Raw genomic sequence first — 24,775 nt, 5'->3', positions numbered from 1 at the left:
CCGGGCTACGATCACACTCGAGCGCTGCGCTTCACGGCGTCGCCGTACCAATCCCGCGCGGGTCGCTTGCGGCCTGCACTTCACCGCTGACCTTGTCCCAGAACAGCACCTGCTGGTTGCCGTACTGCCGATCCAGACGCTTGAGTTCATGGCCGCGTCGTTGCAGCTCGGCGATCTGCTCATCGCTGAAGGTATCCGGCTCATGCTCGATCACGTCCGGCAGAAACTGGTGGTGGTAGCGCGCCACCGCCGGCCAGCGCTCGATGGGCTTATCGTCCAGGTATTCGAGCATCGACAGCAGCACCATGCTCGGAATACGGCTGCCGCCCGGTGTGCCGAAGGCGGTGAATTCGTCGCTGCTTTCGACAAAGCTGGGGCTCATCGATGACAGTGGGCGTTTGCCACCTGCGATGGCGTTGGCCTGGCTGCCGGTCAGGCCGTAGGCGTTGGCGCCCTGTACGTCGGCGGCGAAGTCGTCCATCTCGTCGTTGAGCAGCACGCCGGTGCCGGGCACGGTGAAGGCCGCGCCGAACGGCAGGTTGATCGACAGCGTCGCCGCCACGGCATTGCCCTCGGCATCGAGCACGGCGAAGTGGGTGGTGTGGTCGCCTTCGTGCCAGGTGCCGGCAGGCGGCAGGCTGGCGCTGGGCGTGGCCTTTTCGGGGTCGATACTGCCGGCGAGCACGGCCAGATGCCCGGGTGACAACAGTTGCTCTACAGGATTCTTGATGAAGTCGGGATCGCCCAGTAGGCCACGGTCACGGTAGGCACGACGCAGGGCCTCGACCACGTAATGCGTGCGCTGTACGGGCTCGGCATCGCGCCAGGGCAGCTGTTCGAGTATGGCCAGGCTCTGCGCCAGCGCTATACCGCCAGCCGAGGGTGGTGGCGCGCTGATCAGCTCGCGGCCGTCTTCCATGGGGAAGCGCAGCGGCGTGCGACGGGCGATGCGGTACTCGCGCAGATCATCGAGCGTCCAGATGCCACCGGCATGGCGCACGCCGCTGACCAGACGCTCGGCCACCGGGCCGGTATAGAAGCCCGCGCGGCCATGCTCGGCCAACGCCTGCAGGGTGGTGGCGAGGTCGGGCTGGCGCAGCATATGGCCTTCGGCGGGTATTTCACCCTGATCGAGAAATAGCTTGGCGGTTTCGGCATCGTCACGCAGCGCTGCCAGGCGCCAGGTTGCGCGCTCGCGGTAGACGCGATCGACCGCGAAGCCTTCGTTGGCCAGGCGAATCGCCGGTGCCAGGCTGGTTTTCAGCGGCAAGCGGCCGTGCTTCTCCGCCAGCTCGACCAATGCTGCCGGCAGCCCTGGAATGGCGGCAGCAAGTGCGCCGTTGAGCGACAGCTCGCGCTGCACTTTGCCATCGCGGACATAGAGATTCGGCTTGGCTTCCAGCGGTGCACGTTCGCGGGCATCGAGGAAGTCGTAGCCTGGCGTATCGCCAGCAGTGCGCAGCAGGAAGAAGCCGCCGCCACCAAGGCCAGAGCCGTAGGGTTCGACCACGGCCAGGGCCGCGCTGGCGGCGACGGCGGCATCGAAGGCGTTACCGCCGGCGTCGAGCATCTGCTGCGCAGCGGCAGTGGCGGCAGGATGAGCGGTGGCAATGGCGGCTTGCTGCGGAGCGGCCTGGGCCAGGAGGCTGGCGCCGAGCAGCAGGGTCGATAGCAGGAGTGTGCGCAACATGCGAGCTACCCGAGGCGGCTGAAGGAGGCTGGAAGCTTAACAGCCTTGCTCTGGCGAAGGGCAGAACGGGCACGGAGGAAACGGGAGGCCGGTAGCCTCCCGGAAAGGTCAGGCCTTGCCAGTGATGATGCGGTATTTGTGCATCAGTTCATCCTTGCTCTCGACGTTGTTCTCGTCGAGCGGGATGCAGTCCACCGGGCACACCTGCTGGCATTGCGGCTCATCGTAGTGGCCAACGCATTCGGTGCACAGGTTGGGGTCGATCACGTAGATCTCCTCACCCTGGGAAATGGCGCCGTTGGGGCACTCGGGTTCGCAGACGTCGCAGTTGATGCAATCGTCGGTGATGATCAGGGACATGGGGCAACTCCTGTCGACGCGCAGGCTTCGACACTTTACGGGCAACGATGCTGCGAATTGTGCCGGATTACCGGCAGGGGCGCCATGAGGCGTGAGATCGCTGCTGCCATCAGGTGCGCATGGCGCACCCTACGGCGTTGGCTTCAGTTCTTGCGAAAACGCTCGTTCAGCGCGTCGGCCACGGCGGGGTGGACGAACTTGGTGATATCGCCGCCCAGGGCTGCGATCTCGCGCACCAGAGTAGAGGAGATGAAGGAATATTTTTCCGACGGGGTGAGGAACAGGCTTTCCACGTCCGGCGCCAACTGACGGTTCATGTTGGCCAGCTGGAATTCATATTCGAAGTCGGACACCGCGCGCAGGCCGCGCAGGAAGACATTGGCGTTCTGTTCCTTGACGAAGTGCGCGAGCAGCGACGAAAAACCCACCACTTCGACGTTGGGCAGGTGCTTGGTCACCTCGCGGGCCAGCTCGACGCGTTGCTCCAGGGAAAACAGAGGGTTCTTCTTGGGGCTGGCGGCGACGGCGATGATGACGTGATCGAACAGGCGCGCGGCGCGTTCGACCAGATCACCGTGGCCCTTGGTGATGGGGTCGAAGGTGCCGGGGTATAACACTCGATTCATCGGGACGTCCTGGCGGGTCGAAAAGGAGTCGGATGGTAGCGCAGCGCATGCCAGCGGCCAAGCCACGGCCTGCGTTGCGTTCTCCCGTGCCAGGACAGTGGCGTCTAGCTCGGGCTTTTCAGTCGCTCGGCCAGCAGCGTCGCAAGCTTGGCGGTCAGGCCGTAGATCGACAGCTGCGGGTTGGCGCCGATGCTGGTGGGAAATAGCGAGCCGTCATGGATCGACAGGTTGGCCAGGTGATGGTGCCGGCCGAGGCTGTCGACCACGGCCTGCTGTGGATCCTCGCCCATGGCGCAGCCGCCCATCACATGAGCACTGCCCAGGCGGGTGCGGTACAGCGCCAGGTCGAGGTTCTCGATCATGTCCTTGGCTTCGCGCCAGGTGCTGACGTAACGCGCATCGGTGTGAGTCGGCATCACGGCCTTGGCGCTGGCGGCGAACTGGATTTCCGCCATGGTCAGGTAGGCCCGGCGCACGCCATCCCAGGTGTAGTCGGTCATCTGGTAGTCGAGTACCGGGCTGCCATCGCTACGCAGCTCCACGCGGCCTTCGGCGCTGTCCTCGTGGAAACCGTCGCGCAGCAGGGCGAGCATCACGTTGGTGTGGGGCAACTGTTCCATGCGCAGGGCGTTCTCACGGCCGAAATCACCGAGCAGGGTGGCAGTCAGCGCCGGTTGCAGCGGCGGCACTTCCAGTTTGTAGGACAGCCGCCCGCTGGTGCCGTCGTCCCACTGAAAATGGTCGGAGTAGACCGATTGCGGGGCACCATAGAAGGGGTTGATCACCTGCTCGAACTGCGCCGCAGAGAAATTCACCAGGTGCAGATAGGTGCGGCGGCCGACGCGCTGGTGCGGGTCGGGGGCTTCGGAGCGCAGTAGGATGCCGGGCGTATTGATGCCGCCGCCGGCCAGCACGTAGTGCCGCGCCTTGACGCGGATGCGCCGACCATTGGGCGCCACGCAGCGTTCGTCCATGCCCAGGCAGTCGATGCCGACCACCTGGTCGTCTTTGATCAGCAGCTTGTCGGCGCGCGCCAGATAGAGCAGTTCGCCGCCGGCGTCGAGGGTGGCGGGGATGGTAGTGACCAGCATCGACTGCTTGGCGTTGGTCGGGCAGCCCATGCCGCAATAGCCTAGGTTCCAGCAGCCGCGTACGTTGCGCGGGATCGGCGACCAGTGATAGCCGAGCTTGTCGCAACCGCTGCGCAGCACCTCGTTGTTGGCATTGGGCGGCACCGCCCAGGGCGCAACGCCCAGGCGCTGTTCCATTCTCTCGAACCAGGGCGCCATGGCTGCTTCATCATGCCCTGCCACACCGTGCACCTCGGCCCAATGCGCCAGGGTCTGTGGCGGGGTGCGAAAGCTGCTGGTCCAGTTGATCAGCGTGGTGCCGCCGACCGCGCGGCCCTGCAGGATGGTGATGGCGCCGTCCTTGCTCATGCGCCCGATGCCTTCCTGATAGAGCGACGGGTAGGCGTCGGCTTCCTGCATCTTGAAGTCGTCGCTGGTCTTCAGTGGGCCTTCTTCGATCAGCAGCACCTTGTAGCCGGCGGCGCTGAGGATTTCCGCCGTGGTGCCGCCCCCGGCGCCGCTGCCGACGATGGCGACGTCGGCTTCCAGGGTCAGGTCGTTTTCCAGACGCGAACCGTCGTATGTCTTCCAGCCCTTGGCCAGGCCTTGCTTGAACAAATCGGGTACAGGCATTGTTTTTCCTCGGAGTCACTGAAACCTACTGCGCGATCCGATTGCGGCGTCAGGTTCTCGCCCGTGGCTCGGCGTACTTCAGTACAGCCTCGCCACGTGCTGCGAGCCTTCCTTGCGCTCGAACCGCTCGCTACGGTTTCAGAGGCCTCATTCTGATAATCGCGGTTGGCTAAATTCCAGTTGGTAGGGTGGGCTTCAGCCCACCAAGCTGTCTCTATTGGTGGGCTTAAGCGGATCGCCGGCCGGCCCACCCTACGAAGCAGCCGTTATACGGTGGGCGGCCCCGGGTAGCCGCAATGCGCCCAGGCCTCCTGGCGGCTATACCAGGCCATCATCACCAGTTGCAGCAGCGAGGCGTGGCCCATGCGTAGCAGGCTCAGGCTGCTGTTCTGCCAACGGCCAAGAAAGTTGCGCACGTCATCGCCGCTGGCGTTTTCCCAGCTGCCCCACACTCCGGTCAGTGGGCCGCGGGTGATGGGTAGGGCGAGCACGTCGAACAGTTGCACGGTGAGCCCCCGCATCTCCGGCGACAGGTGCGCGAGGCTGTTGTCGAGGCTCTGCAGCGTGCCGTCGATGGCCAGCGGCATATGTTCGGCATTGACGGCGCCATCGAGCATCACCGGGATCAGTGCGCGCAGAAAGGGCATGTCGCTGCTGCGCAGGATCAGGTAACCATTGGCCGGCGTGCTGGCCGAGCATCCGCTGAGCGTTGCGGTCAGCCCGGCGGTGCCGAGCAGCGCCGTGCCCAGCAAGCCGACCTTGAGCAGGCTGCGCCGCGACAGTTGCGGCGCGTTCAGGGTGGTGTCGTTCATTGTTGTTATCACCAGGCGTAGAACGGGCCGGGCCCGCGTGGATCAGCGCACGAACAGCTTGTAGACCAGCTTCTGGATCGACTTGCCATAGGGCGGGTAGATCAGCCGCGCGGCATTGAAGCGCTGCTTGATGAACACGCCCTTGGCCTTGCTGAAGGTCAGGAAGCCTTCGTGGCCGTGGTAATGGCCCATGCCGGACGGGCCGACGCCACCGAACGGCATGTCATCCTGGGCCACGTGCAGCAGGGTGTCGTTGAGGCACACGCCACCGGAGTGGGTCTCGTGAAGCACGCGCTGCTGCTCGTGCTTGTCGTAGCCGAAGTAGTAAAGCGCCAGTGGGCGTGGCCGTGCGTTGACGTAGGCAAAGGCATCTTCCAGGCGCTCATAGGGCACCACCGGCAGCAGTGGACCGAAGATTTCATCCTGCATCAGCTTCATGTCGTCGTTGACGTCGAGCACCAGGCTCTGCGGCAGGCGTCGACCCTGCGCTTCGGGGTACAGCGAGACGATGCGTGCACCCTTGGCCTCTGCGTCCTGCAGGTAGCCGTTGAGGCGTGCCAACTGGCGCTCGTTGATGATCGCCGTGTAGTCGGGGTTGTCCTTGAGCACAGGGTAAAAGCGCTGCACCACGTCGCGATAGGCGGCGACGAAACCGTCGATACGGTCACGCGGTACCAGCGCATAGTCCGGCGCCACGCAGGTCTGCCCGGCGTTGAGGGTCTTGCCGAAGGCGATGCGTTCGGCCGCGTCCGCCAGTGGCACATCGGCAGACACGATGGCCGGCGACTTGCCGCCCAACTCCAGGGTCACCGGGGTGAGGTTCTCTGCGGCGGCGCGCATCACGTGCTTGCCGATGCTGGTGGCGCCGGTGAACAGCAGGTGGTCGAACGGCAGTTTGGAGAAGGCCATGCCGACTTCCGCCTCGCCCAGGACGACGCTGACCAGGTCCTCGGGGAAGACGCGCGCCAGAAGGTCCTTGACCAACTGTGAGGTGGCCGGGGTGGACTCGCTCATCTTGATCATCACCCGGTTGCCGGCCGCAAGCGCGCCGGTCAGCGGGCCGATGGCGAGAAACAGCGGGTAGTTCCACGGCACGATGATGCCGACCACGCCCAGCGGCTGGTAGATGACCTTGGCCGAAGCCGGCATGAACTGCATGCCGACGCTGCGCCGTGACGGTTTCATCCACTTCTTGATGCGTTTGCTCGCGTAATGGATGCCATGCAGGCTGGGCATCAGTTCGGCGAGCAGGGTCTCGTCAGCCGAGCGGTTGCTGAAGTCTTCGGAGATCGCTGCCACCAGGGCGTTCTGTTGCTGAGTGAGCAGTTCGCTGAGGGATTTCAGCCATTGGATGCGTTGGTCGGCCGAAGGCATCGGGTTGGCGGCAAAGGCAGAGCGCTGCAGGGCGAAGGTGCCGTCCAGCTGGTTGATCTGCTGCTGGCTGTGCTGCAGGTAGGCGATGTCGGCGACCATGGGTTTCTCCTCGACGTTCCAGCGGGCTGCTTGGGGCTGAGCTGGATTTTTAGAGCAATTACTCTAATGTGTCAAACAGGATGCCGCGATGCCTCCCTCGCCGCACCCTAACCAAAGGTCTGCCAAGGCTTGCGGGGTGCATCAGGGGGTAACACTTCGGCTGTTTCGCCTGTACCTTTGCTACTTTTGAAGTCGAGATCGAGCTGCCTCATGGCGCCACCCAAGACCCGCGACCGCATCGTTGCCGAGAGCCTGGCCCTGTTCAACAGCCAGGGCGAGCGCACTGTCACCACCAACCATATCGCCGCGCACCTGGGGATTTCGCCGGGCAACCTGTACTACCACTTTCGCAACAAGCAGATGATCATTGCCGAGCTGTTCGCCCAGTACGAAGTGCAGGTCGACAGCTTCCTGCGCCTGCCTGAGGGGCGCGCGCTGACGGTGGCGGACAAGACCTTCTATCTGGAGGCGCTGCTGGCTGCGATGTGGCACTACCGCTTCCTGCACCGTGATCTGGAGCATCTGCTGGAATCCGACGCCGAGTTGGCCGAGCGCTACCGTGCTTTCGCCCGGCGCTGTCTGATAGGTGCGCAGTCGGTCTATCAGGGATTCGTCGAGGCCGGCATTCTGTTGATGACGCCGGCGCAGATCGAGGCGCTTACGCTCAACGCCTGGATCATCATGACCTCTTGGGTGCGCTTTCTCTGCACCGCCGGGGCTAACCCGGACAATCTCAGCCAGGACATGCTGCGCCGTGGCATCTACCAGGTGCTGGCGCTGGAAAGTGGCTACATCGCCCCTTCAGCCCGTGATGCGGTCGAGGCGCTGTATGGCCGCCTGCATGTGCCGTTGGAGCAGGTGCTGGGGTGATTACCTCGCACACACGTCTTTGTGGGAGGGCTTTAGCCGCGAGCTTTTCGCCGTTGACGCGTCTCCTACAGTCGATAGCGATTGCCGTGCTCGGTTGCAGTCCGGCGCGTTTTCCCGGATTTCATCCGGGCTACGGTTTTTGCGATCCGCGTAGAAGCGGCTTCAGCCGCGATTATCCAACCACTGTGGAATGCGCCGTTCCAGGTAATAACCAGGCCGGCGCGGGCTGCCCTCGACGAAACCGACATGGCCGCCTTTGGCGTGCAACTCTAACTCGGTTCCCAGGGCAAGCTCGCTGGCCTCGGGCAGGCTGTGGCGGAAGATGAAGGGGTCGTCCTCGGCCTGGATGATCAGCGTGCGCGTGCGAATCTCACCCAGATAGAAACGGCTGGACGCGCGCCGGTAGTAGTCTTGGGCATCGGCAAAACCGTGCAGCGGCGCGGTGATACGTCCGTCGAAGTCCCAGAAGGTGCGCATGCCATCCAGCGGGCCCAGGCGCTGCAGCACCGACAGGCGTTCTCCCTGGCCGCTCTCGGCGAACAGGCGCTGCTTGTTGTTCACGTAGGCGACCATCTCACGCATGAAATGCGCCTGATACACCCGTGAGAAGCCCAGACCTATGCGGTCGGCGCACTGGTCCAGACGAAACGGTACCGACACGGCCACGGAGCCTTGCAGTTGGCTCTGCGTGCCACTTTCACCCAGGTACTTGAGCAGCACGTTGCCACCCAGCGAATAACCGACGGCGTACAGCGGCGCCATCGGCCGTTGCGCGCGCAGGTGAGCCACGGTCGACGCCAGATCCTCGCTGGCGCCGGAGTGGTAGCCGCGCGGCAGCAGGTTGGGCTCGCCCGAGCAGCCACGCCAGTTCAGCGCCGCACTGGCCCAGCCGCGCGCGGCCAGAACCTGCTGCAGGCCGAGCACGTAGAGCGAGTTGGAGCTGCCGGTCAGGCCATGCAGTACCAGCACCAGCGGCGCATGGGCGTCATGCGGGCCGTGCCAGTCGAGATCGAGGAAATCGCCATCGTCCAGCCACAACCGCTCGCGCTGGCGTTCGAGCAGCGGCGGCTTGCGACAGAAGGGGTTCCACAGCGTCTGCAGATGCGGGCCGGGGAGCCACCAGGCGGGGCGAAAGTCAGTGTTCATCGGGTGGTTGGTCGTTGCTTGGAGCTTATTCTGGGGTAGGGCGTACTCGGCTTTGGCTTCCTGCGTCGCTCTACCTCCTGCATCCATGCAGTCGTCGCGAAGCAGTACGCCATAGGTTTTTGCCAGCATCAAGGAGTGGCGGACTGTTCGCTGGCGCTCCTTAGTCCGCCCTACGCCATCAGCGGCGGCGCTTGCGCAGTATGCGCCAGGCGCACCAGGCCAAAACCAGCAGGGCGGCGATACGCTGGTTGGCTAGGCCGATGGTAATGCCTGCGTTGGGATTGTGCGGTATCGCGCGTTGAAGGTTGAGCGCCATTTCCTGCTGGCTGAACAATACCGGTAGCGCCAGGGCGATCAGCAGCAGGTAGGGCAGGTGGTCGTAGATGAAGTCTTTCATCCACGCTGCCACAGTGCGTAATGCACCTGGCCTGTGTGCTTCTCGCGGTGCAGGCGCCAGTTGCCGGGCAAGCCGAGGGTCGAGGGCGCCGTTTCGCTTTCGGTATAGACCCAGGCGTCATCTGCCAACCAGCCCTGTGCTTCCAGCAGGTTGCAGGCGTCCTGTAGCAGATCCTTGTGGAAGGGTGGGTCGAGCAGGACGATATCGAAGCAGCGCGGCGCCGGGCGGGCCAGCATCTGCAGGGCGTCGCCCTGCTGGATCTCGCCGTCGCTGCACTGCAGTGTCGCCAGATGGCTGCGCAAGGCGCTCACCGAGGCCGGGTTGAGATCACAAGCCAGGCCGCTGGCGGCGCCGCGCGACAGCGCTTCGAGCAGCAGTGCACCACTACCGGCGAAGGGGTCGAGCACGTGAGCGCCCTCGACATAAGGCGCCAGCCAGTTGAACAGCGTCTCACGCACCCGATCCGGGGTCGGGCGCAGGCCTGGCCCGTCGGGGAAGGCGAAGCGCCGCGAACGCCACTGCCCGCCGATGATGCGTAACTGGCCCTGGCCGCCGTGAACCTTGGCGGCAGGATTTTGCGGTGTGCGACCGCGCATCAGTGTGGCACCGCGCTGGGCAGTTCGGCCGGCCGGTCGGTGGGCGGCGGCAGTTCCTTCTGCGCCACGGTCGGGCCAGCGGTGACCACCACCAGTGCCTCGGAGTCGAGGTGTTTGGTCATCGCCGTTTTCACTTGTTCGGTGCTCAGGCTTTGCACGTCACGCATGAAGTCGTCCAGATAGGTCAGCGGCAGGTCGTAGAAGCCCATCGACGCCAACTGGCCGACGATGTCGGCATTGCTGGCTGTGGACAGCGGGAAGCTGCCGGCCAGTTCGCGCTTGGCGTTGTCCAGTTCCTGCTGGGTCGGACCGTCACGCAGGTAGTCGGCGAGCAGTTGCTTGACCAGAGCCAGGGTGCCTTCGCTGAGCTCGGCACGGGTCTGCAGATTGATCATGAACGGGCCACGCGCCTGCATGGCGCTGAACCCGGAGTAGACGCCATAGGTCAGGCCGCGTTTCTCGCGCACTTCGCTCATCAGGCGCGTACCGAAACCGCCGCCGCCAAAGATCTGGTTACCCAGGTACAGCGCGGCATAGTCCGGGTCGCGGCGGTCGATGCCGAGCTGGGCGATCATCAGATGGGTCTGGTTGGACGGGTACTCGATATGGCTGACGCCCGACTTGGGTACTTGCGGCTGGGTGATCTTGGCCAGTGCCGGGCCTTGCGGCAGGGCTACGGACACCTGATTGGCGATGGCCTCGGCCTCTGCACGCGAGAGATCGCCGACCAGGGCGATCACCGCATTGCCGGCACTATAAGCGCGAGAGTGGAAGGCCTGCAGTTGTTGGCGAGTGATGGCCGGGATCGACTGCGCCGTGCCGTCGCTCGGGTGAGCGTAGGGGTGCTGGCCGTACAGGCGCTCGAACAGCTCCAGGCTGGCCAGCTTGCCGGGGTTCTGCTTCTGGAACTCGAAGCCGGCGAGCAACTGGTTCTTGATCCGTGCCAGCGAGTCGGCGGGGAAAGTGGGCTTGCCCAGTACATCGGCGAACAGTGCCAGGGCGGGCGCGCGTTGCTCCTGTGCGCTGAGGCTGCGCAGGCTGGCCACAGCCATGTCGCGATAGGCGCCGTTGCCGAACTCGGCACCAAGGCCCTCGAAACCGGCGGCGATGGCGCCGACGTCCTTGCCCGGCACGCCTTCGTTGAGCATGGCGTTGGTCAGGGTGGCCAGGCCCGGCAAGCTGCCGTCCTGGCTGCTGCCGGCGGCGAAGGTCAGACGCAGGTCGAACATCGGCAGCTCGTGCGCTTCGACGAACAACACCTTGGCGCCTTGCGCGGTAGTCCAGGTCTGGATATCCAGGGTGCGGCGCGTTGGCGCCTTGCCGTCGAGCGCAGCCAGAGATTGTAGCTTGGCGGCGTCGCCAGTCACTGTGCTATCGGACAGGTTGGCGCAGGCGCCCAGCGCCAGGGCGCTGGACAGGATCAGGCCGAGCAGGCCCAGGCGGCGGTGCTCAGTCTTCATGACGGGACTCCTCATTGCGAGACTCTTCGGGCAGTACGTGGGCGACGCTCAGGCGGTCGCGGACGAAGAAGGTGCGCGCGGCTTGCTGGATGTCGGCCGGGGTCACGGCCTCCAGCTCGGCCAGCTCCTGGTCGATCAGTTGCCAGGACAGGCCAACGGTTTCCAGTTGGCCGATGCTGGTCGCCTGGCTGGTGATCGAGTCGCGCTCGAACACCAGGCCGGCGATAACCTGGGCGCGCACCCGCGCCAATTCGTCAGCGGACGGCGGAGCTTTCTTCAATTCTTCCAGCTCGCGCCACAGGCCGGTTTCGGCCTGCTCCAGGGTCTTGCCTTTTTGCACGTTGGGCGTGGCCGAGAGAATGAACAGGCTGTCGCCGCGGGTGAAGGCGTTGTACCAGGCGCTGGCGCCGGAGACGAGTTCTTCGCCACGCTCCAGGCGGGTGGACAGACGAGCGCTGTAACCGCCGTCAAGCAGGGCAGCGGCCAGGCGCAGGGCATAGACCTGTCGTGGCGTTTCGGCGGTGGCCAGGCCTGGCACGTTGAAGCCCATGATCAGGCTCGGCAACTGCGTCTTGAGGTACAGCGTGGTGCGGCGTTCGCCCGGCGCAGCCAGTTCCAGCGGCAGTTTGGCGGTTGGCACCTCACCGCGCGGAATGTCGCCGAAGTAGCGCTGCACCTGGCTCTTGACCTCATCCGCGGTCACGTCACCGACCACCACCAGGGTGGCGTTGTTCGGTGCGTACCACTTCTGGTGCCAGGCACGCAGCTCGTCGATGTGCATGCGGTCGAGGTCGGCCATCCAGCCGATGGTGGGGATGCTGTAGCCGCTGGCCGGATAGGCCATGGCCTTGAAACGCTCATAGGCCAGCGAAGACGGACGGTCGTCGGTGCGCAGGCGGCGCTCTTCCTTGATTACTTCGATCTCCTTGGCGAACTCGTCAGCTGGCAGCGTCAGGCTGGCGAGGCGATCGGCCTCCAGCTCCAGGGCCACGCCCAGGCGGTCACTGGCCAGTACCTGGTAGTAGGCGGTGTAGTCGTCGCTGGTGAAGGCATTTTCCTCGGCGCCCAGCTCACGCAGGATGCGCGAGGCTTCGCCGGGGCCGAATTTGCCGCTGCCCTTGAACATCATGTGTTCCAGTGCATGGGACAGGCCGGTGGAACCGGGCGTCTCGTAACTGGAGCCGACCTTGTACCAGATCTGCGAAACCACCACGGGGGCGCGGTGATCTTCACGGACGATGACCTTCAGGCCGTTGTCCAGTTTGAATTCGTGGGTAGGCTGCGGCGCGGCGGCGAACGCCGCCAGCGGCAGGCAGAGCACCCCCATGATCAGACCGAGGGTACGGTGTGCAGAGACAATCATCAGGTGTCGTCCTGTTGGATGGCCGGGGCGGTCGAACCGCCGTTGACGAGAGGGCGTCAGGATACCCCATCCATACGACGAGGCATCGCCCGCCGTTCCGACATCGGCGCAGGCAATTAGGTTCTGCGTGGCAGTGAGTTGGATTCAGTCGATGATTGGGGCGCTGATAGTGCTCACGCTTGCCGACAGTTCCAGCAACAGGCCATTGACCTGCGCTGCGCTCATGCTGAAAGGGTCCAGGCGGTCGCTGCAGGAGTACTTCAGAAACAACTCCCGGTTGGCCTGCTTGGCGCCGGCCCAGCCCATGCTCCAGTTGGCGTAGCGGCGTACGCTGATCTCTTCGTAGTCGAGAATCGTCAGGTCCTTGTGGCGATTGTCCTCGGTCAGGCGGTTGTACAAGGCGTTGATGGCCGTCCGCGGTCCCTCCAATGCCTGAAGAAAAGTATCGGCGTTGCAGCACAGAATGCCGGTGAGGCCGCGTGCCGGGTTGTTGCGTTGCGAGCTTTCCAGAATCTCGCGGATCAGCTGCGAAGAAATGCCATGGCTGGCGCGGCTGGCATAGGTTAGGCGAACGAGCATGTTGGCGACCCCGCAAAAAGACTGAGCTTAGAAAAATGCTCGACAATTGTGCATGGTTTGTACAGGTTTTGTATAGGTTTTGGCGTTACCGCTCCTGACGCTCTCGTTGGCGAAGGCGGTGGCGGCAAGCGACTGATCAGCGGCTGGCAACGGGCAGCCAGCAACGCTGCGCGGTAGCGCTCTAAAGTGGTAAAGTCTCGGGTTGTTTCTGACAGCGCAAGCCCTTCTGATGTGCCCGTGCGGGCTATTGCCCCGGGACATGGCTGGCAAGCGAATTTTTCTGGATGCGGTCCGCGGCGCAGGCTGCCTGCGACGACTGCTCGCCCCTTTGAGATGACCCATGTTTGGTTCCAAAGACGACAAGAATCCACCGGCCGAGGTCGGTACTCAGGCTCAGCCTGTGAATGAAGAGAAGAAATCCCTGTTCAGCTGGTGGCGCAAGAAGCCCGCAGAGACTGCTGCCGAGCCGGCTCAGCCCGCGCCCGTCGAGCAACTGGTGTCTGATCAGATACCTGCCGAGCCGTCGCCCTCTGAGCCCGCGCCCGAAGCCTTGCCGGCAGTAGAGCCTGAAGTGGCTGAGGTCGCGCCTGCATCAGCGCTACAGCCTGAGCCGCTCGTTGCCGAACCCCCGGCCGCCACTCCAGTTGTCGCTGAACAGCCGCCGGTCGTGCCTGAGCCTGTCGTCGAAGCCCTGCCCGAAGTTGTTGCGCCGGCTACCGTCGCTGCGCCAGTCACGCAGGAAAAGCCGAGTTTCTTTGCCCGCCTCAAGCAAGGTCTATCGAAGACCAGCGCCAGTCTCGGCGAGGGCATGGCCAGCCTGTTCCTCGGCAAGAAGGCCATCGACGATGACCTGCTCGACGACCTGGAAACCCGCCTGCTGACTGCCGACGTTGGCGTCGAGGCGACCACCGCCATCATCGGCAACCTGACCAAGCGCGTGGCGCGCAAGGAGCTGGCCGACAGCGGTGCGTTGTACAAGGCGCTGCAGGAAGAGTTGGTCAGCCTGCTCAAGCCGGTCGAGCAGCCGCTGCTCATCGACGGCGCCAAGCAGCCTTACGTGATTCTCGTCGTGGGCGTGAACGGCGTGGGCAAGACCACCACCATCGGCAAGCTGGCCAAGAAGCTGCAGCTAGAGGGCAAGAAGGTCATGCTCGCCGCTGGCGATACCTTCCGCGCCGCTGCGGTGGAGCAGCTGCAGGTCTGGGGCGAGCGCAACAACATCGCGGTGATCGCCCAGCACACCGGTGCCGATTCGGCCTCGGTGATCTTCGATGCGGTGCAGGCTGCCAAGTCGCGCGGCATCGACGTGCTGATCGCCGACACCGCCGGGCGCCTGCACACCAAAGACAATCTGATGGAAGAGCTGAAGAAAGTACGCCGCGTGATCGGCAAGATGGACGAGACAGCACCGCACGAGGTGCTGCTGGTGCTCGATGCCGGGACCGGGCAGAACGCCATCAACCAGGCCAAGCAGTTCAATCAGACCGTGAGCCTCACCGGCCTGGCGCTGACCAAGCTCGACGGCACTGCCAAGGGTGGTGTCATTTTCGCCCTGGCCAAGCAGTTCGGCCTGCCGATTCGCTATATCGGTGTGGGTGAGGGCATCGATGACCTGCGTCCGTTCGAGGCGCAGGCTTTCGTCCAGGCACTCTTCGAGGAGCGTGAGCGGGCATGATCCGATTCGAGCAGGTCGCCAAGCGTTACCCCAATGGCCATGTCGGGCTGCACGAGCTGAGTTTCCGCGTTCGCCCCGGCGAATTTCTCTTCGTCACCGGTCATTCCGGTGCCGGCAAGAGCACGCTGTTGCGTTTGCTGCTGGCGATGGAGCGACCCACCAGCGGCAAATTGCTGCTGGCCGGGCAGGATCTGTCGACCATCACCAATGCGCAGATTCCTTTCCTGCGTCGGCAGATCGGTGTGGTGTTCCAGAATCACCAGCTGCTGTTCGACCGCACCGTGTATGACAACGTTGCCCTGCCGCTGCAGATTCTTGGACTGTCCAAGCCGGAAATCGGCAAACGCGTCGGCGCCGCGCTGGAACGGGTCAGCCTCAGCGACAAGGCGGCGCAGTCGCCTGGCGACCTGTCCACCGGTCAGCAACAGCGCGTCGGCATCGCCCGCGCCATCGTCCACCGGCCGGCCCTGCTGCTGGCGGACGAGCCCACCGGTAACCTCGACCCACGTCTGGCCGCCGAGATCATGGGCGTGTTCGAAGACATCAACCAGTTGGGCACCACGGTGCTGATCGCCAGCCACGACCTGGCGCTGATCGCGCGCATGCGCCAGCGCATGTTGACCCTGCAACGCGGTCGCCTGATCGGTGACGGGGAGGCTGCCTGATGAGCGCATCGAAGATGCCCACGCCGCAACCGGCCGAACGAGTTGGCGCGGCGCCGCGCAACAAGGTGGTCGACGGCCCGGCGGATGAGCCGGATTTTCGTACCCTGCTCAATGCCTGGCTGGAAAGCCACCGCGCCAGCCTGGTCGACAGCCTGCGCCGCCTGGCGCGCCAACCCATCGGCAGCTTCTTCACCTGCCTGGTGATGGCCGTGGCACTGAGCCTGCCCATGGGCCTGTCGCTGCTGTTGGATAATGTCGAGAAGCTCGGCGGTTCCTGGCAGCGTGCGGCGCAGATTTCCCTGTTTCTCGACATGTCCGCTGGCGAGCGTGACGGCCAGGCGCTGCGCGAGCAGATCGCGGCGATGGATGACGTCTCCGACGCCGAGTGGATCAGTCGCGAGCAGGCGCTGGAGGAATTCCAGCAACTCTCGGGGCTGGGCCAGGCGCTGAAGGAGCTGCCGGAGAACCCGCTGCCGGGCGTGGTACTGGTGACGCCGAAGGAGGTCGACAAAACCAAACTCGAAGCCCTGCGCCAGCGCCTGGCGGAGCTGCCCAAGGTGGAGCAGGCGCAGCTCGATCTGGTCTGGGTCGAGCGTCTGACTGCGATCCTCAAGCTGGGTGATCGCTTTGTCTTCGGCCTCAGCCTGCTGCTGATCCTGGCGCTGCTGCTGGTGATCGGCAACACCATCCGCCTGCACATCGAGAACCGCCGCGCCGAGATCGAGGTGATCAAGCTGGTTGGTGGAACCGATGGCTACGTGCGTCGTCCCTTCCTTTATATGGGCGCGTTGTACGGTTTTGGCGCCGGCATCTTCGCCTGGCTGCTGCTGGCCTTCGGGCTGGATTGGCTGAACGATGCTGTAGTACGTTTGGCCGGCCTTTACGGTAGCGATTTCGCGCTGGGTGGCGTACCTTCTTCCGACGGTTTTTCGCTGCTGCTCGGCGCCGTGCTGTTGGGCTATATTGGCGCCTGGCTGGCAGTGGCACGGCATCTGAACGAACTTGCGCCCCGTTAGGGCGCTGTTCGGAGAGGCTGAACGAAAGCTGGCAAGTCATTGTTTTGGTTGATATTGACTATCTGTCAGGGAACTTATCCACAGGCTCTGTATCAGATAGCGCAGTGCTACACTGCACGAGTTTTATGAATCGGAGGATTCGAATGTCCACTTCCTTGCAACCTGTTCATGCTCTGGTTCCAGGCGCCAACCTGGAAGCGTACGTGCATGCGGTCAACAGCATTCCGCTGCTGACGCCCGAGCAGGAGCGTGAACTGGCCGAAAATCTCTTTTACCAGCAGGATCTCGAGGCCGCCCGCCAGATGGTGTTGGCCCACCTGCGTTTCGTGGTGCATATCGCCCGCAGCTACTCCGGTTATGGTCTGGCCCAGGCCGACCTGATCCAGGAAGGCAACGTCGGCCTGATGAAGGCGGTCAAGCGCTTCAACCCGGAAATGGGTGTGCGTCTGGTGTCCTTCGCCGTGCACTGGATTCGCGCGGAAATCCACGAGTTCATCCTGAAGAACTGGCGCATCGTCAAAGTGGCCACCACCAAGGCCCAGCGCAAACTGTTCTTCAACCTGCGTAGCCAGAAGAAGCGTCTGGCTTGGCTGAACAGCGATGAAGTCACTGCCGTGGCCGCAAGCCTGGGCGTCGAGCCGCACGAAGTGCGCGAGATGGAAAGTCGCCTGACCGGCCAGGACATGGCCTTCGACCCGGCAGCCGATGCCGACGATGACAGCGCCTTCCAGTCGCCTGCACATTACCTGGAAGACCACCGCTACGACCCGGCTCGTCAGCTCGAAGATGCCGACTGGAGCGACAGTTCCAGCAGCAACCTGCACGAAGCGCTGGAAAGCCTGGACGAGCGCAGTCGCGACATTCTCCACCAGCGTTGGCTGGCGGAGGAGAAGGCGACGCTGCACGACCTGGCTGCCAAGTACAACGTGTCCGCCGAGCGTATTCGCCAGCTCGAGAAGAACGCGATGAACAAGCTCAAGGGTTGTATTGCCGCCTGAGTCTGTCGTTACCCCAAAAGCCGCACTCAGGTGCGGCTTTTTTCTGTCTGGAGCAATTGCCGTGAACAAAGTCCCTCTGAAAGCACAGCACTGGCTGGTATTCGTGGTCGTGGCCGTGCTGTTTTTCGCCTGGGGTGCCTGGCTGATGCGCAGCGGTGAGGTGCATCCGCTAGCCAATCTGCAGCAGTGGCGTGATGTATTGTTGCAGCCGTTGGCCGAAGACGAACTGACGCTAAGTGATGTGCAGGCAGTGGCTCCGGGAGAGCTGTGGCTGGAACCGCGCCTGGACGGTGCACGGCTTTTCTATCGTGCGTCGCTCGAGGGGGAAGAGGGCGGCTGGTTGCTCGAGGCGGAGCTGAGGTTGAGCCTGGAGCAGCGCGACAGCCTGATGGCGGCGCAGGGCCTCCAGGCCGGTGATGCCGAGCTGGCCCTTGGTCAGTCACTGATCGACCAGATGGCTGGTTTTTCCATTGCCAGCCTCAATCTGAGTGCCCCGCAAGCGCTGGCCAGCGAGCGCCTGGCCGCCAGTCTCGGGCAACCACGGCTGACCCTGGAACTGGCTGATGGCCAGGCCTGGGTCTATCCGCAATGGGGGCTCACCGTACACTTGCGTGGCGAGGACGTCGCGTTGCTGCATGCGTTGCCCAAAGGCGCGTTCGCGCCTCACCGCTAGCGCGCCGATTGAGATCCCTGGTGCGCACGGCGCACCCTACGCCGTCCGGCGTTCCGACCGTAGGGTGCGCCGCGCGCACCGAGCAGCGCCATCCGGCGGTTTCTACAGCCAGCGCGGCCACCAATCGGGGCGCTGCGGCTTGAGCTGATTGAGGTAATGACTGCCACCGAGCTGCGACATCTGCTGACGAATCCAGGCGGCGCGGCGATTGACGTAGGCGTCGGGTCGGCCGGCGCTCCAGCGCAGCGGATTGGGTAGCACCGCTGCCAACTGGCTGGCCTGCTGGCGATTCAGATAGGGCGCGCCGACGCCAAAATGATGTTGTGCGGCGGCCTCGGCGCCGAAGATTCCATCGCCCCACTCGACGCTGTTGAGATAGACCTCGAGGATGCGCTCCTTCGGCCAGAGCAGTTCGATCAGCGCGGTGAACCAGGCTTCCAGGCCCTTGCGCAGCCAGCTACGACCGGACCAGAGAAACAGGTTCTTCGCCACCTGCTGGCTGAGGGTGCTGGCGCCCCTGAGTGAGCCGCCGCTCTGGTTGTGTGCCAGAGCTGCCTGGATCGCGCCGACATCGAAACCCCAATGCTCGGCGAATTTCTGGTCTTCAGCGGCGATCACCGCCATCTTCAGGTGATCCGGTAGTTCTTTCCAGGGACGCCACTGGCGCTTCAGTTCAATGGGCTGTTCGCTGCCCCAGGATTCGATCTTGCGCTCGATCATCAGCGCCGTACCGGGCGGCGGTACCCAGCGCAGGGCAAGCACCAGCAGCACGCTGGCCAGGATCAGCCAGAGCAGCAGTTTCAGCAGGCGGCGGGTCAGGGCTCGGAGCATGAGGTCTCGCAATGATCAGGTGAGGCGCTATTAAAACAAAAAATCGGCGGGAGCAATTTTCGACGTCGCTTTGCGACGGCCCGAAGGGTTGCCGCCAAGGATGGCGGGCAACAAAAAGTGCCGAGTCAGTTCCCGTGAAACCACAGGATTGAGTACCGGTGTGACAATAACGATCATTTCGTCTTAAGGCTCAATGGTTAAACTGCGTTCAGGTCGATCTCATCAGGAGTTTCCATGGCGCGTCTCTGGCTACTGTTGTCCGCATTCACCGGCTTCACCGGTGTCGCTCTGGGCGCGTTCGCGGCCCATGGTCTGAAGCACAGGCTGACCCCGGAGTATCTGGCAGTGTTCCAGACCGGTACGCATTACCAACTGATCCACGCGCTGGCCCTGTTCGGCGTCGGCCTGCTGGCGATGCATGCGCCCGGCCGGCTGGTGAACCTGGCGGGTGGCGCCTTCGCGCTGGGTATCGTGCTGTTCTCCGGCAGCCTCTATCTGCTGACCCTCAGCGGGATCGGCAAGCTGGGCATGATCACGCCTTTCGGCGGCGTCGCCTTCCTCGTTGGCTGGCTGTGCCTGGGGCTGAGCGCCTGGAAGCTGACCTGACCCTGGCGTCAGAAATGAGGACGAATGGCGCCTTTTAACCTTGGTAGTGGCCAGTTAACGGGCTAGAATGCCGGCCCTCTTTCCAGTTGTGACCGAGTCGTCATGCGTATCCAGTTGAATGGTGAACCCTTCGAACTGCCGGAAAACCAGAGCGTCGCCGACCTGTTGGTTCGCCTCGATCTGACCGGGCGCCGTGTGGCGGTCGAACTCAATCAGGACATCGTTCCACGCAGCCAGCACGACAGCACCCAGCTCGCCGAGGGCGATCAGGTGGAAGTGGTGCACGCCATCGGCGGCGGTTGACCTCACGAGGAGTATTCCATGAGCCAAGTTCGCAGCGACAAGCCCTTCACCCTGGCCGGTCGTACGTTCCAGTCGCGCCTGCTGGTCGGTACCGGCAAGTACAAGGATATGGACGAGACCCGTGACGCCATCGCCGCCTCCGGCGCCGAGATCGTCACCGTCGCGGTGCGCCGCACCAATATCGGCCAGAACCCCGGTGAGCCGAACCTGCTCGACGTGATCAGCCCGGACCAGTACACCATCCTGCCCAATACCGCCGGCTGCTATGACGCCGTCGAGGCCGTACGCACCTGCCGCCTGGCTCGCGAGCTGCTCGATGGCCACAACCTGGTCAAGCTGGAAGTGCTGGCCGACCAGAAAACCTTGTTTCCCAACGTCATCGAAACCATCAAGGCCGCCGAAGTGCTGGTCAAGGACGGCTTCGACGTCATGGTGTACACCAGCGACGATCCGATCATCGCGCGTCAACTGGCCGAGATTGGCTGCATCGCGGTGATGCCGCTGGCCGGCCTGATCGGCTCGGGCTTGGGCATCTGCAACCCGTACAACCTGCGCATCATTCTTGAGGAATCGAAAGTGCCGGTGCTGGTCGATGCCGGTGTGGGTACTGCCTCCGACGCCACCATCGCCATGGAGCTGGGCTGCGAGGCGGTGCTGATGAACAGCGCCATTGCCGAAGCGCAGAATCCGGTGCTCATGGCGCGCGCCATGCAGCATGCCGTCGAGGCGGGCCGCCTGGCCTACCTGGCCGGCCGCATGCCGAAGAAACTTTATGCCAGTGCATCGTCGCCGCTGACTGGCCTGATCAACTAAGGATGACGATTTGCTGCGCGTCGGCCCTGCTGCGTTGAAGGCAGGGCTTCAGCCCGCAGAGTCGTAAAACACTCGACAAGAGCCCAGCATGACCGATACCCAACAGCCCGAACTGACCGAAGACGGTCGCCAGCGCCGTACCATCAAGAGCTTCGTGATGCGCGCCGGGCGCATGACCGAAGGCCAGCAGCGCGGCATCGACAAGGGCTGGCCGCTGTTCGGCCTGGAGCTGGAAGATGGCCTGCGCGATTTCGATCAGGTATTCGGCCGTAGTGCGCCGCGCACCTTCGAGATCGGCTTCGGTATGGGCCACTCCACTCTGGAGATGGCCGCTGCCGCACCCGAGCAGGATTTCATTGGCGTCGAGGTACACAAACCCGGCGTCGGAGCGTTGCTGAGCGGCGCGATGGTGCAGAATCTGAGCAACATTCGCGTTTACAGCTGCGATGCGCTGGAAGTACTGCGTGACTGCGTCGCCGATGCCAGCCTCGATCGCGTGCTGCTGTTCTTCCCCGACCCCTGGCACAAATCGCGGCACCACAAGCGCCGTATCGTCCAGCCGGCTTTCGCCGAGCTGGTGCGCAGCAAGCTGAAGGTCGGTGGCGTACTGCACATCGCTACCGACTGGGAAAACTACGCCGAGCACATGCTCGAGGTGATGAATGCGGCGCCGGGCTATCGCAATCTGGCGGCCGATGGCACCTACGTGCCGCGCCCCGAGGAGCGCCCGGTGACCAAGTTCGAACGTCGTGGCGAGCGTCTCGGCCATGGCGTGTGGGATCTGAAGTTCCAGCGTCAGGAATAATCCACCCAGCGACAAGCATTCGATTAGAACCGGCAGGATGCACAATTAGATCGGGATAACCCGACGGCCAGGATGGCGCCTCACCTCAGAACCTGCTCACGATCTGCTGCGCGTCGGCGCTACTGCGTTAAAAACAAGCTTGGAAAGCCGCTTGCGGCTAACGCGCCTCTGGTGCGGTCCCGAAGGGGCGAGCGAAGCGAGTCATGCTCATTTACCAATCGTAAAGTCGAGCGCGACTCCGATCGTTCCTCGCTTGTTTTTGCGGGGCCGCCATCGGTGTTGTATCGCTCTAGCTCGCGAGATCGTGAGCAGGCTCTCAGAACACAACAAAGACAAGCGCACCTACAAGGGGCGCGGACAATAGCGGCCCCGCTTCTAGGCGCCGCGAGGAGAGCATTGTGTTGAGATCGGTTTCCCTTCTTCTGCTGACTGCCCTGGCGTTTCAGGCCCAGGCCAAGGTCGATGCCAGCCAGGCCGCGCGCCTGGGTCAGGAATTGACGCCGCTTGGCGGCGAGCGTGCCGGTAATGCCAGTGGCACCATCCCTGCCTGGACGGGCGGCCTGGCCACGCCACCGGCCAATTACCAGCCGGGCATGCATCACCCTGATCCCTATGCTGACGACAAACTGCTGTACCGGGTCGACAGCCAGAACCTGGCGCAGTACGAACAACAGCTGCCGGTCGGCCTCAAGACCCTGCTGCAGCAGAATCCCAGCTTCTACCTGCGCGTATTCCCGACCCGGCGCAGTGCGGCCGCGCCACAACGCATCTACGACGCCACTCGCTTCAACGCCCTCAATGCCGAGCTGATTGCCGGTGGCAATGGCGTTCAGGGGGCTGCGTCCGGTGTGCCGTTCCCACTCCCTGCAAACGGCCAGGAGGCGATCTGGAACCACGTCATGCGTTATCGCGGCGACCAGATCAGCATGGCCACCAATCAGGCGGCGGTGCTCAGCAACGGTAGTTACAACCTGCTCAAGCTCGAGCGCGACATCTACTTCGTCTACGGCCGTGACGGCGTGGCCCCGCAGGACCTGGACAACACCCTGTTCCACTACAAGTACAAGGTCGTGGCCCCGGCCAAGCTGGCTGGCTCGGCGCTGGTGGTGCAGGAGACCCTCGATCAGGTGCTGGCGATTCGCAAGGCCTGGCGTTTCAACCGTGGCGAGCGCCGTGTGCGCCGTCTGCCGATGCTTGCCTACGACACCCTGCAGCCCGACACCAATGGCATGGCCACCGCCGACCAGGTGGATTCCTACAATGGCGCGCCGGATCGCTACGAGTGGCAGTTGTTGGGCAAGCGCGAGATGCTGGTGCCCTACAACAGCTATGCCGTGCACCAGCGCGGCATTCCCTACGCCGATATCCTGCAGGCCAAGCACATCAACCCCGAGCTGTTGCGTTACGAGCTGCACCGCGTCTGGGTGGTCGAGGCGGGTCTGCGTACCGGCTTCAGCCATCCCTACGGCAAGCGCCGCTTCTATCTGGACGAGGACAGTTGGCAGATTCTTGCGGTCGACCTGTATGACCGCGACGGTAACCTGATCGGCCTGCAGGAAGCCCACCCGATCAGCTACTACGACGTGCCGATGTTCGGCTCGACCTTGGAGACCATCTACGACCTCAAGGGCGGCCGCTACTTCGCAGACGGTCTGGATAACAACGAGAAGATGTACGACTTCAACGCCCGGCTGAGCCCGCGCGACTTCACCCCGCAGGCGTTGCGTCGCGAAGGTAACTGAACCGTCCTCGCTGGCGCGACCAGCGCATCGTCAGCTCCGGCTGGTCGATGCGCTGGTCGCGCGTCTCGTCCATTCTCACGAAGCCTGGATGGCCCGCCACTTGAGCTGCCCGCTCGGCGCACGCCCGAACAACTGGCTGAGCGCGTGCTGAGCTGGCTGCAGCCTTGAGCGAGGTGCTCAGCAGATCCCTCGCTGGAAGTATGGGGCCGCTCTATTTCAGTGCTTTTCAGCGGTTTTGCACATTCTCGGCTTCACGTTCTCCGTCATACGGTCGCTTATTACCTGCGTGTGCCCGTCAAGGCTACCCAGGTTCCCGGGCAACCCATAACCGCTTCCAGATCCCGCTGATAACGCTCTGCGCTGAACGCCCGCCAGAGGCTCGTGCTCCTGCGCTGCGTCGCTTTGTCATGGATCTGGCTTTCAACGACAGGTGTCTGCTCGAGCCTGGCATCGATGGAGTCCTGTGCATGAATATCAAGGATTGGCCGCTGCGCCTGAAAATCACTCTGACGGCGGCGGCGCTGTTATCGCTGGTCAGCATGGTGCTGATCTGGCAGAGCGTTTCGTCCCTGGATCGGACCGTCAATGACACTCTGCGGCGGGATATCGACGGCTTCGCTCAGTCGATATCGGTCAACCTGGGCAACTGGATGCACGACCGCATCAACGCCGTGAAGACCACTGCGGGCAGCCTGGTGCAGCAGCCGCAGATCGCCCCGCACATCCTGCTGCAGCAGACCTGGGCGACCTTCGCCTTCAATATCACCTACATCGGCACCGTCGATGGACAGATGCTGCAGAATGACCCGACGGTGATCCTGCAGAACTACGATCCGCGCCAGCGCGGCTGGTATCAGGGCGCTGAGAAGAACAACGATGTGTTCATCAGCGACCCTTACGTTTCGCTCACCGATGGTGCCTACGTGGTGACCATCGCCTACCCGGCACGCCGCAACGGCACGCTGATTGGCGTGGTCGGCGCCAACCTGACGCTCGATACGCTGACCGAGACGATCGGCCAACTGAGTATCCCCGGTGACGGCTACGCGCTGTTGATCGACCAGAGCGGGCAGATGATCGCGCACCCCGACAAGGAGTGGCGCACCAAGTCGGCTTCCGACTTTTCGCCAACGCTGGGTGGCGAGCAGCTCAAGGCCCTGGTGCAGCAGCGTCGTCTCACTGAGGCTGAGGTGGCGGGCACCGATAGCCTGCTGTACGCCGTCGAGATCCCCAATACCCGGTGGACGTTCGTGATGGTCATGGATGAGGCAAAAGTACTCGCGCCGGTGCGTAAGCAGCTCGCTGTGCAGTTGATCATCGGTATCGGCATGCTGGCCGTCGCCATTCTGGTGCTGGCTCTGCTGGGCCGTGTGCTGTTCCGTGATCTCGAGCAGATCCGTCACAACCTCAACGCCATCGCCGAAGGCAATGGTGACCTGACCCAGCGCCTGCCGGTCAACTCCAATGACGAGATTGGCCAGCTATCGAGCAGCTTCAACCGCTTCATCGAGCAACTGCACGGCATCATTTCCCGTCTGCGCGAGGTCGCCGTGGCGCTGAGTAGTGAGTCCGG

General features: G+C 63.6%; 24 protein-coding genes and 1 pseudogene. 12 read left to right on the top strand and 13 right to left on the bottom strand.

Features of this window, described 5'->3' with window-relative positions; genetic code table 11:
• Positions 1–31 precede the first annotated feature (31 nt).
• The 6 genes from ggt to GV002_RS20385 all read right to left on the bottom strand — a co-directional run bounded on the left by ggt (position 32) and on the right by GV002_RS20385 (position 6,664).
• Positions 32–1,690 carry a gamma-glutamyltransferase gene (gene ggt / locus GV002_RS20410; RefSeq protein ID WP_160020074.1) on the bottom strand — a complete coding sequence of 553 codons (1,659 nt, stop codon included), beginning with the start codon at positions 1,688–1,690 and terminating at the stop codon, positions 32–34.
• A gap of 108 nt (positions 1,691–1,798) precedes the next feature.
• Positions 1,799–2,050: a YfhL family 4Fe-4S dicluster ferredoxin gene (locus tag GV002_RS20405; RefSeq protein ID WP_003464019.1), complete on the bottom strand. Its 252-nt coding sequence runs from the start codon at positions 2,048–2,050 to the stop codon at positions 1,799–1,801.
• A gap of 143 nt (positions 2,051–2,193) precedes the next feature.
• Positions 2,194–2,676 carry a pantetheine-phosphate adenylyltransferase gene (coaD, locus tag GV002_RS20400; RefSeq protein ID WP_160020073.1) on the bottom strand — a complete coding sequence of 161 codons (483 nt, stop codon included), beginning with the start codon at positions 2,674–2,676 and terminating at the stop codon, positions 2,194–2,196.
• A gap of 104 nt (positions 2,677–2,780) precedes the next feature.
• Positions 2,781–4,379, bottom strand: coding sequence for a GMC family oxidoreductase (locus tag GV002_RS20395; RefSeq protein ID WP_160020072.1), 1,599 nt, complete (start codon positions 4,377–4,379; stop codon positions 2,781–2,783).
• Between the two features lie 266 nt (positions 4,380–4,645).
• Entirely contained in the window at positions 4,646–5,191 is a 546-nt protein-coding gene (locus GV002_RS20390; RefSeq protein ID WP_160020071.1) for a twin-arginine translocation pathway signal protein, read from the bottom strand.
• A 42-nt stretch (positions 5,192–5,233) separates the two neighbouring features.
• Positions 5,234–6,664: a coniferyl aldehyde dehydrogenase gene (locus tag GV002_RS20385; protein WP_160020070.1), complete on the bottom strand. Its 1,431-nt coding sequence runs from the start codon at positions 6,662–6,664 to the stop codon at positions 5,234–5,236.
• Between the two features lie 210 nt (positions 6,665–6,874).
• Here GV002_RS20385 and GV002_RS20380 point away from each other — a divergent pair, with 210 nt between their 5' ends.
• Positions 6,875–7,534, top strand: a complete 660-nt coding sequence (locus GV002_RS20380; protein ID WP_160020069.1) for a TetR/AcrR family transcriptional regulator — start codon at positions 6,875–6,877, stop codon at positions 7,532–7,534.
• 162 nt (positions 7,535–7,696) lie between these two features.
• On the opposite strand, the gene GV002_RS20375 is transcribed toward GV002_RS20380, so the two are convergent.
• The 6 genes from GV002_RS20375 to GV002_RS20350 all read right to left on the bottom strand — a co-directional run bounded on the left by GV002_RS20375 (position 7,697) and on the right by GV002_RS20350 (position 13,075).
• Positions 7,697–8,680, bottom strand: coding sequence for a hydrolase (locus GV002_RS20375; RefSeq protein WP_160020068.1), 984 nt, complete (start codon positions 8,678–8,680; stop codon positions 7,697–7,699).
• A 178-nt stretch (positions 8,681–8,858) separates the two neighbouring features.
• Positions 8,859–9,077 carry a hypothetical protein gene (locus GV002_RS20370; RefSeq protein ID WP_160020067.1) on the bottom strand — a complete coding sequence of 73 codons (219 nt, stop codon included), beginning with the start codon at positions 9,075–9,077 and terminating at the stop codon, positions 8,859–8,861.
• Positions 9,074–9,673, bottom strand: a complete 600-nt coding sequence (gene rsmD / locus GV002_RS20365; RefSeq protein WP_160020066.1) for a 16S rRNA (guanine(966)-N(2))-methyltransferase RsmD — start codon at positions 9,671–9,673, stop codon at positions 9,074–9,076. The genes GV002_RS20370 and rsmD overlap by 4 nt, the downstream gene beginning before the upstream one ends.
• The gene (locus GV002_RS20360) at positions 9,673–11,133 is read right to left on the bottom strand and encodes a M16 family metallopeptidase (protein ID WP_160020065.1); all 1,461 of its coding nucleotides are present in this window, start codon (positions 11,131–11,133) and stop codon (positions 9,673–9,675) included. The genes rsmD and GV002_RS20360 overlap by 1 nt, the downstream gene beginning before the upstream one ends.
• Positions 11,123–12,496 (bottom strand): M16 family metallopeptidase, encoded by a 1,374-nt coding sequence (locus GV002_RS20355; protein ID WP_160020064.1) that lies wholly within the window; start codon positions 12,494–12,496, stop codon positions 11,123–11,125. Before GV002_RS20355 ends, GV002_RS20360 begins: the two co-directional genes overlap by 11 nt.
• A 144-nt stretch (positions 12,497–12,640) precedes the next feature.
• Positions 12,641–13,075: a BLUF domain-containing protein gene (locus GV002_RS20350; RefSeq protein WP_160020063.1), complete on the bottom strand. Its 435-nt coding sequence runs from the start codon at positions 13,073–13,075 to the stop codon at positions 12,641–12,643.
• Positions 13,076–13,415: 340 nt separating this feature from the next.
• Here GV002_RS20350 and ftsY point away from each other — a divergent pair, with 340 nt between their 5' ends.
• The 5 genes from ftsY to GV002_RS20325 all read left to right on the top strand — a co-directional run bounded on the left by ftsY (position 13,416) and on the right by GV002_RS20325 (position 18,102).
• A complete protein-coding gene (ftsY, locus tag GV002_RS20345) occupies positions 13,416–14,750 on the top strand; it encodes a signal recognition particle-docking protein FtsY (RefSeq protein ID WP_160020062.1) in 1,335 nt (444 codons plus the stop codon).
• Positions 14,747–15,415 carry a cell division ATP-binding protein FtsE gene (ftsE, locus tag GV002_RS20340; RefSeq protein WP_017675858.1) on the top strand — a complete coding sequence of 223 codons (669 nt, stop codon included), beginning with the start codon at positions 14,747–14,749 and terminating at the stop codon, positions 15,413–15,415. The genes ftsY and ftsE overlap by 4 nt, the downstream gene beginning before the upstream one ends.
• Positions 15,415–16,431, top strand: a complete 1,017-nt coding sequence (gene ftsX / locus GV002_RS20335; RefSeq protein WP_160020061.1) for a permease-like cell division protein FtsX — start codon at positions 15,415–15,417, stop codon at positions 16,429–16,431. The genes ftsE and ftsX overlap by 1 nt, the downstream gene beginning before the upstream one ends.
• A 143-nt stretch (positions 16,432–16,574) precedes the next feature.
• Positions 16,575–17,429 carry an RNA polymerase sigma factor RpoH gene (gene rpoH, locus GV002_RS20330; protein ID WP_160020060.1) on the top strand — a complete coding sequence of 285 codons (855 nt, stop codon included), beginning with the start codon at positions 16,575–16,577 and terminating at the stop codon, positions 17,427–17,429.
• A 61-nt stretch (positions 17,430–17,490) separates the two neighbouring features.
• Positions 17,491–18,102 (top strand): hypothetical protein, encoded by a 612-nt coding sequence (locus tag GV002_RS20325; protein ID WP_160020059.1) that lies wholly within the window; start codon positions 17,491–17,493, stop codon positions 18,100–18,102.
• Between the two features lie 102 nt (positions 18,103–18,204).
• Here GV002_RS20325 and mtgA read toward each other — a convergent pair whose 3' ends face one another.
• Positions 18,205–18,933 (bottom strand): monofunctional biosynthetic peptidoglycan transglycosylase, encoded by a 729-nt coding sequence (gene mtgA, locus GV002_RS20320; protein ID WP_160020058.1) that lies wholly within the window; start codon positions 18,931–18,933, stop codon positions 18,205–18,207.
• 234 nt (positions 18,934–19,167) lie between these two features.
• On the opposite strand from mtgA, the gene GV002_RS20315 reads away from it, so the two are divergent.
• The 6 genes and pseudogenes from GV002_RS20315 to GV002_RS24680 form a co-directional block, all read left to right on the top strand.
• Entirely contained in the window at positions 19,168–19,539 is a 372-nt protein-coding gene (locus tag GV002_RS20315; protein WP_160020057.1) for a DUF423 domain-containing protein, read from the top strand.
• Between the two features lie 102 nt (positions 19,540–19,641).
• Positions 19,642–19,842: a sulfur carrier protein ThiS gene (gene thiS / locus GV002_RS20310; protein WP_160020056.1), complete on the top strand. Its 201-nt coding sequence runs from the start codon at positions 19,642–19,644 to the stop codon at positions 19,840–19,842.
• Between the two features lie 18 nt (positions 19,843–19,860).
• Entirely contained in the window at positions 19,861–20,655 is a 795-nt protein-coding gene (locus GV002_RS20305) for a thiazole synthase (RefSeq protein WP_017675851.1), read from the top strand.
• An 88-nt stretch (positions 20,656–20,743) separates the two neighbouring features.
• Complete coding sequence (gene trmB / locus GV002_RS20300) at positions 20,744–21,460, top strand: tRNA (guanosine(46)-N7)-methyltransferase TrmB (protein WP_160020055.1); 717 nt, start codon at positions 20,744–20,746, stop codon at positions 21,458–21,460.
• A gap of 398 nt (positions 21,461–21,858) precedes the next feature.
• A complete protein-coding gene (locus tag GV002_RS20295) occupies positions 21,859–23,202 on the top strand; it encodes a DUF1329 domain-containing protein (protein ID WP_160020054.1) in 1,344 nt (447 codons plus the stop codon).
• Positions 23,203–23,402: 200 nt separating this feature from the next.
• Positions 23,403–24,710 (top strand): annotated as a pseudogene (locus tag GV002_RS24680) (cache domain-containing protein); the annotation flags it as partial.
• Positions 24,711–24,775: the final 65 nt, after the last annotated feature.

It is taken from the genome of Pseudomonas sp. 8O (assembly GCF_902506495.1).
Lineage (GTDB): Bacteria > Pseudomonadota > Gammaproteobacteria > Pseudomonadales > Pseudomonadaceae > Aquipseudomonas > Aquipseudomonas chaetocerotis.
The sequence above is the reverse complement of the archived record's forward strand: the minus strand, read 5'-3'. Positions and strand labels throughout refer to the sequence as shown.